The organism is Chryseobacterium sp. RU33C, from assembly GCF_900156015.1.
In the GTDB taxonomy this organism is placed as follows: Bacteria; Bacteroidota; Bacteroidia; order Flavobacteriales; family Weeksellaceae; genus Chryseobacterium; species Chryseobacterium candidae.
Genome location: NZ_FTMT01000005.1, coordinates 196,975 through 211,085 on the forward strand (window position 1 = coordinate 196,975; position 14,111 = coordinate 211,085).

The following is a 14,111-nucleotide window of genomic DNA, read 5'->3' on the forward strand; positions in this document are numbered from 1 at the left end:
TTTGAATATGAGGGTTCAAATGTAACTAAAAGTTCAATAAAATCCTAAATGATCAAATCTTTAAAATTGCTTATCCAGAATGTGATACTCTGTTTTTTGCATGAAAGGATAGTAAGGCAATATTGCTATACGTTCTTTTGCGTCCAGCTCATCAATATTTCTGAAAATAAGAACTGCATCTTTTTTTGAAACGGAGATAAAGAAATTTTCCAGAACTCCTTCTTTCTTCCAGGTGTGGATAAATTCCATTTCTTTTTTCGGAAGCTCAGGGTTTGCTTTTATCTGTTGAATTCCCTCATCGGAGAGGGTAATTAAAACCAATATGTTATTCATTTTCTGTGCTATTAAAAAAGTTATTAATATTCATCATCAGATCCTGAGATGAGTGGCTGAAAATATTCATCTGCGTTAGGACATGTCCTTCTGCGCCATAAATTTTAAGCTGGGATTTTGGCTGGATCTTATATACCATTTCAAAAAATTGAATGGAGTCATCAAACAAAATTTCGTGAGTTCCCACCGCTATAAATACAGGAGGAAAGCTCTCAAAGTGAACTTTACTGGGGTCCGCTGGTCCCAAATCGTTGCCTGCATAGGCGTAGGCGAAGTTTTTTACCATCTCTTTATTTAAAATCTGATCCAAATGCTGACGGTTTTCTGAAGATGGATTATTGGTTTCAAGATTATACCATGGTGAAATAAGGGCAACTGCTTTTGGAGATTTTATTTCTCTGCGGCTGATTTCATACACTGATTTTATAATTAAGCCACCTCCTGCGCTGTCTCCGAATAAATAAAAATGATGATCAGGATATTGGTGAAATGCCCATTCATAAATATTTAATACATCGTTTAACCCATTCGGGAAGGGTTTTTCAGGAGCCAGAGAATACTCTATGAAAAGAACTGACCGGTTTAATTCTTTAGCAAAATGCGAAACCATTGCTTTATGAGACCGGATGGAGCCTACGGCATAGCCGCCTCCATGTATATAAATGATAAGCTCATTGGGATGAGGGTTTTCAGGCTGAAACCAATAGCATTTGATTCCGTTTATTATTTCTTCCGAAATGGCAATACTTTCTTCTGGAGGGTAAATAGTACCGACACTGTCATATAAAGCTCTGTTTTCTTCAATTAATTGATTATTAATGCTCATTGTGTAATTTATTTAATAATTAAACTTAAGCAAATTTAATTGAAGATTTATTCTAAAAATTGTATCAGATCACTTTTCTTTCTAAGTTTTAAGGGAGATATACCAAACATCTGATACATGTATTTATTCATTTGAGAAGAATCGTAAAATCCGCACTCGTGGGCAATTGAGGTTAATGAAATATCTTTTTTGGACAGAATAAGAAAGATAGCACTCCTGATTCTGGTCCATAGTAAAAACTTCATAATACTGCTTCCGGTCTGCTGCTTAAATAAAAAAGCAAGACGGGATGAAGAGAGTGAGACGGTCTTCGATATTTGATCAAGAGTTAATCTGGTAGACCGGTATTCATTATTGATGATAGCAATGGCACTGTTTACTCTATTGTCTGTGATCTGGACGTTTTCATCAGCATTCATTGATCTGATGAGGTCCCGGATGTTGATTTCGATTCCTGTGATCCCGAAAAAATTCATAAAGCTTTCCTCGGTGAAAAATATTTCAGTGTTTTTGCTTCCTAATTTTTCAGATATATTTTTTCCTGCAATGGAGTATGCTTCTACATTCATTACAATCAAATTACTATTTGTACAAATACAGGAATGAGAAACCTGAGGTCTTATGATAAAGCCAAAGATATTCTCACAGTATTGATCTCCAGATATGGTATGAAAAGGATTGTCCGAAGTATATACAATCTGATAGGCAGAATGTCTGTGTACATCAACATTTGATTTATGGGCTTTTAACGCTAATATTAAATTATTCATAAACTGGCTGTTGAAATAACTGCAATTTTTTAAATATAGATTTAAACCCTTTCCAGCAGAACCAGGCTGTGATCATTTCCTCCCAGATGATTATAAAGAAGAACATTATTCAGATTGTCTTTTTTCTGAGAATTGATCATCATAATTTCCGGGATCTGCTGTTCCTTAAGTATATGACAGGCTATAAACGTAGAAAACCCACTTGCCGTATTAAATTCTCCACTCAGATGTTTATAATACAGCTGTGCGGAATCCGGAAAGATATCCATTGCTTTTGTATAGTAGATATCTGAATCTGCATCTCCACTGAATCCTAAGATAACAGCATCAACATCACCAGTTGAAAGACTATTCTGAGCTAAGAAATTCCGGATAAAATCCTGTACTTCATTCAATTCAACCTTATTATTAATTTGGATATTCTTAAGCTTGGCGTAAGAGTTTTCAGTCTTATCTTTTCCTACAACAAAAAAACTGGCACCTTCACCCCAGATCACTCCATTAGTCGTAGAGTTTAAATAATCTGCAGGAAGATCAGTTTCTTTTTTGATGGTATTATTCAGAAGGTAAAGCTCCATTATTCTGTCCGTCTGTTCATCTGTAGAACCTGCCAGAACATTTTCTGCTTCTCCGTCATTGATCTGAAGCTGAGCGTCCAGTAATGAAAACTCAAGGGAAGAAGATGTATTTACATACGTGAAGTTATACGCATGACACTGTAATCCCAGAGCAATCTGTCCAGCTACCGTGTTATGGGTAGACTGGATAAAAAAGGTAGGCGTAAGGAACTCTTCATGGTTATCAATTACGTTTTTCAGGAATTTTTCAGAATCCTGCGAGCAGCCCATTCCGGTTCCTACGATAATGGCATCCGGCTGTTCAATTCCAGCTTCCTTCAGAGCGTAATGCGATGCTACAGAACTCATTTTTACCGTTTTAGACATTCTCCTGATCATCGCAGGCGGAATGAACTCTTTGTAAATAGGTTCTATGGCCTTAAGGATGTTTGAAGAATTTTCAGGATGAAGGTTCTGAAGAATATTTTCATTTAAAGTGTCCTGAACCGAGATACAGGACGCACTGTTGATGTATACTGCACTCATGATTTTGAGAAAATTAAGGTAGAACAGTTTCCTCCGAATCCAAATGAATTGGAAAGAACATGATGAATGTTTTTTTCTTTCAGTTCGGTAACAGGAGTAAGGTCAAACTCTTCCATTTTTGTTTTGAAATTCAGATTCGGGAAGATCACGCTGTTTTGCATGGCTAAAATTGAAAATACGGCTTCAATTCCTGCCGCAGCGGCCAGCGTATGGCCTGTAAATGCTTTTGTAGAACTAAATTCAGGAACCTGGTTTTCCCCGAAGATTCTGATCATGGCAATTCCTTCCGATAAATCGTTGTTGGGCGTTGCCGTTCCGTGAACGTTGATATAATCTATATTTTCTTTTTCCAATCCTGAGATTTTAAGGGCTTGCTGCATGGCTAAAAATGCACCCTGTCCGTTTTCTGAAGAGGCTGTCTGATGATGGGCATCATTGGCATTTCCATAGCCGGAAAGATAGGCCAGAACTTTTTTATTTTCTTTTTTGACTATTTCTTCAGACTCAAGTACTAAGAAAGCCGCAGCTTCCCCAAGATTCAGTCCTTTTCTGTTGTTGTCAAAAGGAGTGTTGTAAGAATCGGTAAGGATCATCAGGGTATTGAATCCGTTCAAAGTAAATTTTGAAAGAGAATCTGTCCCCCCCACAATAACGCGGTCCAAAACTCCGTTTTTAATCAGTTTAGCGCCCATCATAATGGCATTAGCAGCTGATGAACAGGCTGTACTGATGGTAGAAACCATTCCTTTTAATCCCAGGTAACCGGCAATCGCCAATGAAGAATTTCCGGCATCGTGTGCGTCAATATATTTTTGCTTTTCGGGAAAGTCTTCGTAAGAGTAGAAATATTTTTCGGTGATATCCATCCCCGCTACACTGGTAGAGGAGATCAGCCCTGTTCTGCAACTGTTAATATCTGATATTCCGGCACTTTCTACAGCTTCTTTTGCAGCAACCATTCCTAATAAAGACGTTCTTGTTATATTGTTGTCTTCATCAAGCTGAAGCTGCTGTACAAGGTCTTCATTGGATAATTTTATTTCACCCGTTTTAATGCTTCCGGCGTGGCGGGTCTCAAACATTTCAATATCTGAAATCCCGTGTTTTCCGGATTGTAATGAAATAAAATTTTCCTCCACATTGTTTCCGATGGAGGAAATGATGCCCATTCCTGTTATGGCAATTTTTTGACTCATGGTATTAAATAATATAACAATGCATCAAACTAACAATTTACCAATAATTGCTGCATTGCTACATTGTTAGATTGTTATATTAATTTATTTTGTTCTGTTGTCCTCGATGAATTTAGCCATCGTATCGATAGACTGGAAAATCTCTTTTCCTTTTTTAGGATCGGCTAATTTTATTCCATAGTCTTTATCAAGAAGAACGATCAATTCCAGAGCATCAATAGAATCTAATCCTAAACCTCCTCCGAATAACGGATCAGTATCTTTGATTTCTTCTACAGATACATCTTCAAGGTTAAGAACTTCAATAATTTTGTGCTTCAATTCTGTTTTTAAGTTTTCCATAAATAGTATTTTAATGTAACAATATATCAATGTACCAGTTTACCAATGGTTGTTATTGCCTTTAGCATTGTACATTGTTGAATTATAATGTGAGCAAATATACAAAAGCTTTATAATTTTCCTGATACAATTCCACCCAGCCGCACAATACTTTGTCAGCTTTTCCGGAGTGCAGAATCTGTTCAGAATAATCGTTTAAAAAATTTTCATCAAATTCGTCCAAAACGAAAAAAGCATTTTCAGTCTGCATTTTGTGCTTAATACTGATTTCGCCTACACAGATATTGGGTAAAGTGTAGACAAAAACTGCAGGACTCGGATAAAAGTTATCTTGGTCATTGATGCTTTCCTGATATTTGAAATCGGTATCCAGACTGGATGATCTGTTGGCAAAAACAATGGCTGTTCTGCTGTGATCTTCATCTTTCAAAATGGTTTCAGCGGAAAGAAAAGCCAGTTTACTCAAATTATCCATTTTATGAAATTTAGGATAGCTGAGATCTAAACTTTTATACGCTTCTTTGGCAAATTCCTGAAAAGTTTCGCTCTGGCTTTCAAAAATAAGATGTCCGTCAACAGTTATTTTTGAATGTTCTATGGTACAGGTGTTTGTTTTCTTCATTACATTCAAATTAACATTTTTCCAGCACAAGAGCCGCATTACAGCCACCAAAACCTGAAGCGGTCTTTAGAATATATTTAATTTCCGCAGTTTGGTTTTCTCTGATGATATTCAAGGGTTGGGTTATTCCCGTTTCTTCAAAATTCTTCGAAGGAAGCAGAGTACTATGAAGTGCACTTTCCATAGAAATAATACTTTCCAGAAGTCCGGATGCACCAAGGCAATGTCCATAATATCCTTTCATACTGTTGAGCGGAATATCCTGAAGATCCATTCTGTTGAAAGCGATGGCTTCCATTTCGTCGTTATATAAAGTTGCGGTTCCGTGGGCAGAAATAAAATCAATCTGTTTTGAAGAAACATTCGCTTCTGTCATAGCATTTTTTATACTGGCATACAATCCGTCACCCGTTCTTGAAGGGCCGGAAATATGATTGGCATCATTGACGGCAGAGTCTCCCAGAATTTTAAAACTAAATTTTTCGTTTTTTGAGATTTTTCCTTCGTCAGAATGACAACCAGTTACATAAACTGCTGCAGCGGCTTCACCGATATTGATTCCGTCCCTGTTTTTATCATAAGGTTTGCAATGTCCGGAGCCAATCGCCTGAAATGAATTGAATCCTGAAATAACAAATTCAGAAAGTTCATCACCTGCAATCACAAAGGCATCCTTATATTTTCCTGCCTGAATCATATTTTTGGCAACAGAAATCGCCATTACTCCTGAAACACAGGCGTTGGAAACGATGATAGGTTTTGTTTTAAATCCAAAAAAGTCAGCAATTTTTTCTGCTAATTTGGATAAATAAACGCCTTCCGGTAATTCAGACTGTTTTTTTAACAGGCTGATATTTCCTTTTGTGGTGGAAAGGATAAAAGCGGTGTCTTCTGATATAGAATGCTTCTCAACAAGAGGCAGTAAGCTTAAAAGAAGCATCTTCTCCAGTCTTGTGAAATTAATTGTATTCTGAGCAAAGAATGTGTTGAACTCTTCATTCAGTTTTTCAGAATCAATCATAGAAGCATAAAAAGCATCCTGATTGTCTATGATTTTATGTAAAGTAACTCCTGATTGTCCTTCTAGCAGAGCCTTCCAATTGGAATCAATTTTGAAGCCCAACGGCGTTACACAATTGTAGTCTGTAATGTAAATTTCCTTCCTCATGATAATCCCATTTTATCTTTCCATTTTTGAAAAAACTCCGGATTGTAAAGGCATAAGCTTCCGTTGCTATCAAGAAAAACCTGAATCGTTTCTCCACTGCATACCAATTGATCTTCCTGATTGAAAAGCTCATATCTGTAGATAAGCTTAGCAGAAACAGAGTTGATAAAAGTAGTTACAATTTTGAAGGTTTCTCCATATTTTAAAGGAAGAAAATGCTCGCAGGTACTTTTTACGATAGGCGTTACAAATCCTGCATTCTGAATATCAAGATAGGTAAGACCGTGCAGACGCCCGAAAGCTTCTCTTCCGTCTTCAAAATATACGATATAATGCCCATGCCAGACAATTCCCAGCGGATCTGTCTCGTTGAATCGTACTCTTACTTCTTCAGTACAGGTTAATATGTTTTCTTTAGACTGCATTTTGTTTTTTTTCGTAAAAAATGGAAATGGCTACGGTGGCAATATAGAATAAGAAGAGGAAAACCAGTTCTTTAGCAATTCCGCCAATTCCGCTGTTTCTTAAAATAATATCATAATAGGCGTTCAGTCCCCAGTTCATAGGAGAGAATTTGGCTACGGTCTGCATAAATTCCGGCATTAAAAATACAGGAACCCAGATTCCGCCAATAGCCGCCAAAACCACTACAGACGTTGCTCCAAATGGGGCGGACTGCTCCTGTGTATCGGCTATAGTTCCTAATAAAACTCCAAATCCGATGGCAGCCAACCCTGCAAACAGCGTTACTATTACAAGCTGGAACATTTTTCCGGATACATCAAAAGCCGGAAGATCCATATAAGGGAAAAGGTAAATACCTACAGCAACCATCAATAAAAACTGAATGATACAGATGATCAGATACGTAAATGTTTTTCCTAAAATATGGACAAAATAGGGGGTAGGGCTTATTCTTGCTCTTACACTGGTTCCCTGACTTTTTTCTTTTACCAGATTGATGGATAAAGGAACTACAATAAAAAAGATAGCAAAAAGGGTCCAAGCAGGAACGTTATGCTGAACAGAATTCGGCATAACGTCCATTTCTCCTTTCTTGGGAGTGATTTCTTTAAAGCTGATCAGGTTTTTATTTTCATCAAGATTTTCGGTAGTTCCCAGCTGCTCCTGGAATGCTTTGTAAATCTTTTTATTTTCAATTTCAAAAACCATTTTATTCACAGAATTCATCACAGAGTTCTTGAATCCGGCATTGGTAGCAGGGTCAAAGTACAAATGAATTTCTTTGGCTTTGGGAGCTGCTGTTTTTACTTTTGCAGAATTTCCTTCCAGTCCGAAAGAACTTACAATGGTCTGAACTTTGGAATCAATATTGGAATTTAAATCTTTCGTTAAATTTTCCGGAATGACAATCGCCATCTGATAGTCTCCGGAAAAGACGGCATCCTGAGCAGATTTTTCATTGAAATTGGTTAGCAGCTGGAATGTTTTGCTGTTTTCCAGTTCCGCTTTTATATTTTTTGAAACTTCAGATTTGTCCTGATCAATAAAAATGATCGGAATCTTTGAGCCTTCAAGGTTTTTAAAGGTAGAATCCTGAATAAGGGTAATGGTTACAATCAAAAGCAAAGGCATCACAAATATGATGACAATTCCCCCGATATCTCTTTTCAGCAGAAGGATTTCCTTAATAAAACTTCTCCACAGTTTATACAACAACATCTCTTAATTCTTTTCCGGTTAATGAAATGAAAACGTCTTCCAGGTTTTCGGCATTGGCAATTTGTGAAACCAGTTCTTCAGGAGTTCCTACAGCATGAATCTTTCCATGATCGATAATGGCGATTTTTGTACAGAATTCTTCCGCTTCAGAAAGGTGGTGGGAAGTATAAATAATGCACGTTCCCTGTTTATTTAAATCCAAAAGATAGTCGATAATTGCTTTTTTAGACTGAACATCCACACCTACAGTCGGTTCATCCAGAAAGAGAACTTTAGGATTGTGAAGGGTACCGGCGATGAGGTTACAACGGCGTTTCATTCCTCCTGAAAACTGCCCTACCTGCTTGTTGGCAAATTTTGAAAGTCCCATAATTTCGAGAGAATCATCAATTGCTTTTTTGAGCTGGTTGTGTTTTAAACCATACAGGCTTCCAAAAAACATCAGGTTTTCTTTAGCCGTAAGCGTAGGGTATAAAGCATATTCCTGAGGAACAATACCGATAATCTGTCTGATTTTAAAGCCGTCTTTCTGTGGTGATAATCCATTGATGGTAAATTGCCCTGAAGTAGGTTTTATCAGTCCCGAAAGCATAGAGATCAGTGTTGTTTTGCCGGCTCCGTTGGGACCCAGAATTCCATAGATTTCATTTTTACTGATGCTCAAAGAAATATCATTTACAGAAAACTCATCAGAATTTTTGTATTTCTTGTATAAGTTTTTGATCTCAATCATATTTTCTGCCATATCAGATCGCTTTTCTCAGTTTTTTATAGAAAGCTTCTTCCAGATCTGCAATGTGCAGCATCGTTTTAGAAAGTTCGTTATAGATATTGCTTTTTGAGTTTCTGTTTTTGTAAACACGGGCAATATCCACTGCAAAGTCTCTCCAAAGATCACCAATAGAAGTAATTTCTTTTGACAATTCCTTCAGCTCATCATTTTTAAGAATAACGGCTGCTTCCTGCAGAAATGCACCATAAATAAATCTGAAGCCTCCGCCTCCGGTTCCAATCTCTTCCTGCATTCTGATCAACTGCCCCAAATAATGGTTGGTTACCTTTGTTCCTTTCTTTTCTGCCCATTTCGGGATGCTTTTGGCTACCCATCTCATGGCTTTTACTCCAATAAGAGGTACAGGTGCCAGCATATTTTTACAGGTATCTTTAATTCCTTTTTTGATGGCTTCTTCAAGATTTACATTTTCCGGAACATAAACAGGGTAGTACATATGTCCTTTCGGAGGAAGTGCTCCTTTTGCATATCTTACTTTTTCCAGTTCAGCTTCGGAAAGGGAGGTTGTATAATCCATTACCGGATCACTGATCAGGAATTTTCCGTCTTCTTTTCCATACACCACAAGGTTGTGGGCATTGAAGTGGAATTTATATTCTTCAGGAAAATAGGTAAGGTTGAAAACGCCCACCTGAAGTCCTGTCGGAATATTTTGTTCCAGATTTCTTTCAAGAGCTTTTTGAGCATCTTTAGGATTGGAGAATTTTTCTCTTTTGATTTTAATTCCTAATCTTTTGGCTGCTTTACTGAAAATAGCACCCGGCATCGGACGATAGCTGAAGCCCGGAGCAAAATTCACCTTTAAAAAAGGAAGATAGACAAAAAACAATCCTGAACCGATCCCGAAGATCATAGGTTCGCTCAGTTTCAGGCCTTTATTAAGCAGTAGATTAGAAGCAACACCGTTTTCGCAATGCGCAGTCTGATGGTGTTCAAAGTTTAATTTCATTTGCAGATTGTATCTTTTCATTGGTCAAATGGAACGGGCAGTATTTCTGGCCCATTTCATTTATTTTCCGTTGAAGTTTTTTAATTCATCCACTGAAATACCGAATGCATCGGCATATTTTTTCAGTGCATTTTCGCTTAGTGTTTTAAATACTTTGGGTTTAAAATGTCTTTTTACCCTCCATTGCCACATTCCTACGTAAGAAGCAAGGACTCCCAGATCCATTTTGTTCAGTTCCATAAAATAGACAATAGGACTTGCTATATTATGGGCTACATTTTGTTTTGCTTCCTCAATTCTTTCATAGATAAGCTCCATAGATTCATCCAGTGCAGCTTTCTTGGCATCCCAGCCAGTACTGTTTGCTGTGGTGTAATTGTCGTTCTCATCCGTCACATACAGAACTTCTGTCATGTTGGCAGACTTCAGGTTACTTTCGTCTTGAGGCAGGTCTTGTTTTTTCATCTAAATAATGTTCATTTTTTTAGATTACAGATGGGAAATAGTCACCTGTTTTTTGATTCTTTTAATCAGGTGGCTAAAATAGTGAAAATACATTATATGGTTATCGTAATTACGAAAATCAGGTATTATTACCTTTCAAAATATAACTATTCATTAATTTAATATTTGAAATGTATAAAGTTATGTTAAATTATAAATATTGTTAAAAAAGCTGATGATTAATTGTATTGTGTTTGATCTTTGGTTAATTTATTTATATTTGTTTGTCTCAATAATTAAAAAACTAATACAACAAAAACCATGAAAAATTTAAGACAACTTACAAAAAATCAATTGAAAACTGTAAAAGGAGGTTTAACTGCTTATATTTCGTGTGCTAACGGTACGAATGGCCAGATACGCAATGTAGGGGTTAATACTGATATTGCAAGTTCTGCTGAGCAGATTTGCGGAGGTAATGATTATGAAGTTATTATCTAAAAATACTAAAGCTTCAATTAAGAAATATGCTGTTTAGATCCTAAGCAGCATATTTTTTTTGTGTTTCTCCCTGACCATCAGAGTTTCACGGGTTTCTCCAATGTTTCACGTGAAATAATTCATCTTATGATGAGGTTTTGTAAGTGTAATTTATTGGTTATCAATTGCCTTTCGAAAATATGACAAGAGGGAAAATGAAGGAAAAATGTATATTTCTGTTGTAAAGCTGTTGTAATCAATTCAATAGGAGTGGGCTTTAGCCTACTTACAAAAAATGAAAAAACTCAACTTGTTTTAGGAGCCAAAACTTATTTTAAACACCCATGGGACAAATGAGTTGCACAAATTTTCACAAATCCATTTAAGATTAATATTTAGAACAAAAAAAGCTGTACGTTTTGCACAGCTTTCCTATATTTCTGTTCAATTGATCTTTAGGATTTTACTTCCTGAATAAACAGGTTGATTTCTGCTCTGATTAATAATTCATCATTATTAAAAGTTTCACAGAAAATGTGGCAAATATTCTCAAACTGTGAAATCAGAGAGGCTTTGGAGATGATTTTATCATTCACTTTTGGAAGTCCAAATATCTCAATCTTCTTGATGTTGGTAATGAACCCTATTACTTTTGTATCTGCTTCGGGATTTTCGAAGAAGCTTTGTCCAAGAATAGATGAACAGGTTTGTGCCAGGTTTTCAATCAGTCCGGCTTCTGCCAGTTCATTATTGTGAACAAAGATATTATCTTCTTTTATTTCAAAGGAAGTTACTACTTTTTCTTTGGTCAGCTCCAGAATATAGTCTGCCATCAGCATCGGTTCACGATGTGGTAAAAAGTTATGTATATTGATGATATTCTCTTCCTTTATTTCCATTTCCAGTTTATTTTACAGCGGTTTTCATTTGAGATTTTGCAATTACTTCACCGTTTAATTTTGTAACGATATCCACAAGGGTTACTCCCATTACTTCATTGAGGATTGTCACTTCAGATTTCAGCTGATCTCCTACTTTAGGCAGTGTTTCCGCTTCAAAAGTTTTAATGGCCCCGATATATCCTGTAGGTGCCTCTTTTCCCAGCAGATAATATTTATATCCTGTATGCAGTGCAACACTCTGTGCCTGATGTTCAATAAGCCCTGATGCCTGAAAGAATCCGTCCTGTATAAAAAGGTTGTCTTCTTTTATCTCAAAACCGGACAGAAGATGGTTTTCAGAATATTCTGATAACTCATGTACCATTACAAAAGGAAAACGCTGCGGAATAAGGCTTTCTACAAAATCTTTATCGGATGTCGGCAGTTTGTTTTCCATTAGCAAACCGTTAATAAGGCACAAGAATACGCGAATCTTCCACTTTCAGGAACGCAAAGAAGTACTTTTTCTCCTTTTTTCAAAGTTCCGGAATTCATTAATTCTTCAAGAGCAATAAATATTGATCCGGCTCCGATGTTTCCAACCTCAGAAAGGTTATAGAACCATTTCTCTGCAGGGAAATCCATTCCTTTTTTAGCAAACTCTTCTTTCAGTCCGTCTTTAAAGTAGCCTGAGGAAATGTGAGCTAATACGTGGTCAATTTTTTCGGGATCCAAATTGTGCTTGTCAAAAGATGATCTTAAACTTTCTGCTCCTTTTACCAGAATGTATTTGTCAAGAATTTTAGTGTCTTGTTTGATCGCGAAAATAGATTGTTTTAACCATTCATCAGAAGGATAATCTGCCCAGGATTTCAGGCTTCCGTCTTCCAGCTTATCGCATCCTGCATACATACATGCTTCAATTTCGTGAGCATAAGAATAGAAATCAATGAATTCTACTCTTAAAGAAGTACTGTTTTCTCTTGGTTTATTTTCTAATAAGAAAGCTCCTGCTCCATCAGAAAGCATCCATCTCAGGAATTCTCTTTTGAAAGCAATAATAGGTCTTTCCTCCAGTAATTTTAAATTTTCAGCTTCATGGTTGAACTTGTCAGCAGTCATCCACGCAGACATTCTTTCTGAGCCTGCGCATACTGCATTTTCCTGTACACCGGCTTTTACGGAAAGGAATCCATAGTTCAGGGCATTCATCCCTGAGTTGCAAAGACCTGTTGAAGTATTAATTTCAATAGATTTTCCGATGTTCAGTTCACCGTGTACCATAGAAGCGTGGGAAGGCTGGATCTGGTCCGGTGAAGTAGTTCCTACAGATAATAATTTCATATCTTCCTTTTTGAAATTTTCATCAAAAAGGCCTTCGATTGCTTTTGCAGTAAGCTGCGCATTAGAGTGTGTAGGGTTTCCTTCTTTATCTAAAGCGTAGTATCTTGTGGTAATTTTATTATTTCTCAGGATAAGTGATTTTGCTTTAGATGGCGCATCATTGATAAGCCCAAGATAAGTCTCCATTTCATCATTCGCTACCGGCTCATTGGGTAAGTATTTTGATGCTTTTGTTATAAATACGTCGTACATTCTATTTTAAATTAATTCCTTGTAAATATCTTTTTTGTTTTTGTCTTTTAAACCAAAATATAGGGGTTGTAAGCAGGTGTAAAACCAAAACGACAGGTGAAATAATCCATATCGCTGCCATCAAATATACCTTAAAGAATTTTATCAGCAATGGGCGTTTCTCTTTTTTCTTGATAATGAGATTAGACCACACTGTAAAAATTTTGTTTCCTACCTTCTCTACACGTACCAAAAAAGGGCGTATTTCAATGGCTCCGTTTTTCACAAGATCAGGCTGAAGATTATTAAGGTCGTTATTCTTAAAATGTCTTTCAATAATCTCGCCATACTTTACAGAACCTGTGATTTCTTCATCGGAAACTCCTGCAGCAGGAAGCATTCCTGATTTTTCTTTCTGACCTGTGGTGAGCCATCGGAGAATGGTTAATACACTGGTATAATTGTCGTGTCTGTCTACCAAAGCAATATTTCCTACCAGCTTAGCCTGTAAATCTCTTAAGTAAACCTTTAATTTTTCCTGGGAAAGCATCCACATATTTCTGGTTCCTGAGATGGTGACTACCGGAGTATCTTTAAGAATGCGGCTTGCATATTCGCTTTTTAAGAAAGAAATAATAGGAATGGATGGTGTGAGATACCATACCTGATAACCAAACAGGATAAGGTCATACTTTTTGTTCAGAATTTTTTCCGAAGGAGGCAGGATTTCTTTTGGAATCTGTAAATAAGATTCAGGAAAAGTGTTGAAAAAGACATCGCCTGGCCAGGGAAAAGGAAAATCTTCCTTGAGCTGAATGTTGTAATACGTAATATCATAAGCCTCTTTTTTAGCTTCAAAAGGTTTGGCTATATTTTTCACGATATCTTCGAGTTGCCCGGTTTGTGAATAATATATGACAAGTATGTTTTTCTTCATTAGTTTTCT

18 protein-coding genes are annotated in these 14,111 nt (G+C 36.7%); 1 reads left to right on the forward strand and 17 read right to left on the reverse strand.

Features of this window, described 5'->3' with window-relative positions; genetic code table 11:
• Positions 1 to 60 precede the first annotated feature (60 nt).
• The 13 genes from BW946_RS07010 to BW946_RS07070 form a co-directional block, all read right to left on the reverse strand.
• On the reverse strand, positions 61 to 333 hold the full coding sequence (locus BW946_RS07010) for a hypothetical protein (protein ID WP_076595483.1): 273 nt from the start codon (positions 331 to 333) through the stop codon (positions 61 to 63).
• Positions 326 to 1,159 (reverse strand): alpha/beta hydrolase fold domain-containing protein, encoded by an 834-nt coding sequence (locus BW946_RS07015; RefSeq protein WP_076595484.1) that lies wholly within the window; start codon positions 1,157 to 1,159, stop codon positions 326 to 328. The genes BW946_RS07010 and BW946_RS07015 overlap by 8 nt, the downstream gene beginning before the upstream one ends.
• 47 nt (positions 1,160 to 1,206) lie before the next feature.
• Complete coding sequence (locus BW946_RS07020; RefSeq protein WP_076595485.1) at positions 1,207 to 1,929, reverse strand: helix-turn-helix domain-containing protein; 723 nt, start codon at positions 1,927 to 1,929, stop codon at positions 1,207 to 1,209.
• 41 nt (positions 1,930 to 1,970) lie between these two features.
• A complete protein-coding gene (locus BW946_RS07025) occupies positions 1,971 to 3,032 on the reverse strand; it encodes a beta-ketoacyl synthase N-terminal-like domain-containing protein (protein ID WP_076595486.1) in 1,062 nt (353 codons plus the stop codon).
• Positions 3,029 to 4,228 (reverse strand): beta-ketoacyl-[acyl-carrier-protein] synthase family protein, encoded by a 1,200-nt coding sequence (locus BW946_RS07030; RefSeq protein ID WP_076595487.1) that lies wholly within the window; start codon positions 4,226 to 4,228, stop codon positions 3,029 to 3,031. The genes BW946_RS07025 and BW946_RS07030 overlap by 4 nt, the downstream gene beginning before the upstream one ends.
• A gap of 84 nt (positions 4,229 to 4,312) precedes the next feature.
• Positions 4,313 to 4,570: a phosphopantetheine-binding protein gene (locus BW946_RS07035; RefSeq protein WP_034692439.1), complete on the reverse strand. Its 258-nt coding sequence runs from the start codon at positions 4,568 to 4,570 to the stop codon at positions 4,313 to 4,315.
• Positions 4,571 to 4,652: 82 nt separating this feature from the next.
• A complete protein-coding gene (locus BW946_RS07040) occupies positions 4,653 to 5,192 on the reverse strand; it encodes a 3-oxoacyl-ACP synthase (RefSeq protein WP_076595488.1) in 540 nt (179 codons plus the stop codon).
• 10 nt (positions 5,193 to 5,202) lie between these two features.
• Positions 5,203 to 6,360 (reverse strand): beta-ketoacyl synthase N-terminal-like domain-containing protein, encoded by a 1,158-nt coding sequence (locus BW946_RS07045; protein ID WP_076595489.1) that lies wholly within the window; start codon positions 6,358 to 6,360, stop codon positions 5,203 to 5,205.
• Positions 6,357 to 6,785 (reverse strand): acyl-CoA thioesterase, encoded by a 429-nt coding sequence (locus BW946_RS07050; protein WP_076595490.1) that lies wholly within the window; start codon positions 6,783 to 6,785, stop codon positions 6,357 to 6,359. Before BW946_RS07050 ends, BW946_RS07045 begins: the two co-directional genes overlap by 4 nt.
• Positions 6,775 to 8,043 carry an ABC transporter permease gene (locus BW946_RS07055; RefSeq protein WP_076595491.1) on the reverse strand — a complete coding sequence of 423 codons (1,269 nt, stop codon included), beginning with the start codon at positions 8,041 to 8,043 and terminating at the stop codon, positions 6,775 to 6,777. The genes BW946_RS07050 and BW946_RS07055 overlap by 11 nt, the downstream gene beginning before the upstream one ends.
• Complete coding sequence (locus BW946_RS07060; protein WP_076595492.1) at positions 8,030 to 8,788, reverse strand: ABC transporter ATP-binding protein; 759 nt, start codon at positions 8,786 to 8,788, stop codon at positions 8,030 to 8,032. Before BW946_RS07060 ends, BW946_RS07055 begins: the two co-directional genes overlap by 14 nt.
• Before the next feature lies 1 nt (position 8,789).
• Positions 8,790 to 9,785 carry a BtrH-related acyltransferase DarH gene (locus BW946_RS07065; protein ID WP_076595525.1) on the reverse strand — a complete coding sequence of 332 codons (996 nt, stop codon included), beginning with the start codon at positions 9,783 to 9,785 and terminating at the stop codon, positions 8,790 to 8,792.
• A 60-nt stretch (positions 9,786 to 9,845) separates the two neighbouring features.
• Complete coding sequence (locus BW946_RS07070; protein WP_076595493.1) at positions 9,846 to 10,250, reverse strand: flexirubin biosynthesis protein DarG; 405 nt, start codon at positions 10,248 to 10,250, stop codon at positions 9,846 to 9,848.
• A gap of 300 nt (positions 10,251 to 10,550) precedes the next feature.
• Between BW946_RS07070 and BW946_RS07075 the strand changes: the two genes are divergently transcribed.
• On the forward strand, positions 10,551 to 10,730 hold the full coding sequence (locus tag BW946_RS07075) for a bacteriocin-like protein (RefSeq protein WP_076595494.1): 180 nt from the start codon (positions 10,551 to 10,553) through the stop codon (positions 10,728 to 10,730).
• Between the two features lie 434 nt (positions 10,731 to 11,164).
• Here BW946_RS07075 and BW946_RS07080 read toward each other — a convergent pair whose 3' ends face one another.
• Genes BW946_RS07080 through BW946_RS07095 form a run of 4 tightly spaced genes read right to left on the reverse strand, consistent with a single transcriptional unit; the run spans position 11,165 to position 14,102 of the window.
• Complete coding sequence (locus BW946_RS07080; RefSeq protein WP_076595495.1) at positions 11,165 to 11,608, reverse strand: hotdog family protein; 444 nt, start codon at positions 11,606 to 11,608, stop codon at positions 11,165 to 11,167.
• Positions 11,609 to 11,615: 7 nt separating this feature from the next.
• Positions 11,616 to 12,047, reverse strand: a complete 432-nt coding sequence (locus tag BW946_RS07085) for a hotdog family protein (protein ID WP_076595496.1) — start codon at positions 12,045 to 12,047, stop codon at positions 11,616 to 11,618.
• A complete protein-coding gene (locus BW946_RS07090) occupies positions 12,047 to 13,186 on the reverse strand; it encodes a dialkylresorcinol biosynthesis protein DarB (protein ID WP_076595497.1) in 1,140 nt (379 codons plus the stop codon). Before BW946_RS07090 ends, BW946_RS07085 begins: the two co-directional genes overlap by 1 nt.
• Before the next feature lies 1 nt (position 13,187).
• Positions 13,188 to 14,102, reverse strand: coding sequence for a hypothetical protein (locus BW946_RS07095; protein ID WP_076595498.1), 915 nt, complete (start codon positions 14,100 to 14,102; stop codon positions 13,188 to 13,190).
• Between the last annotated feature and the right edge of the window lie 9 nt (positions 14,103 to 14,111).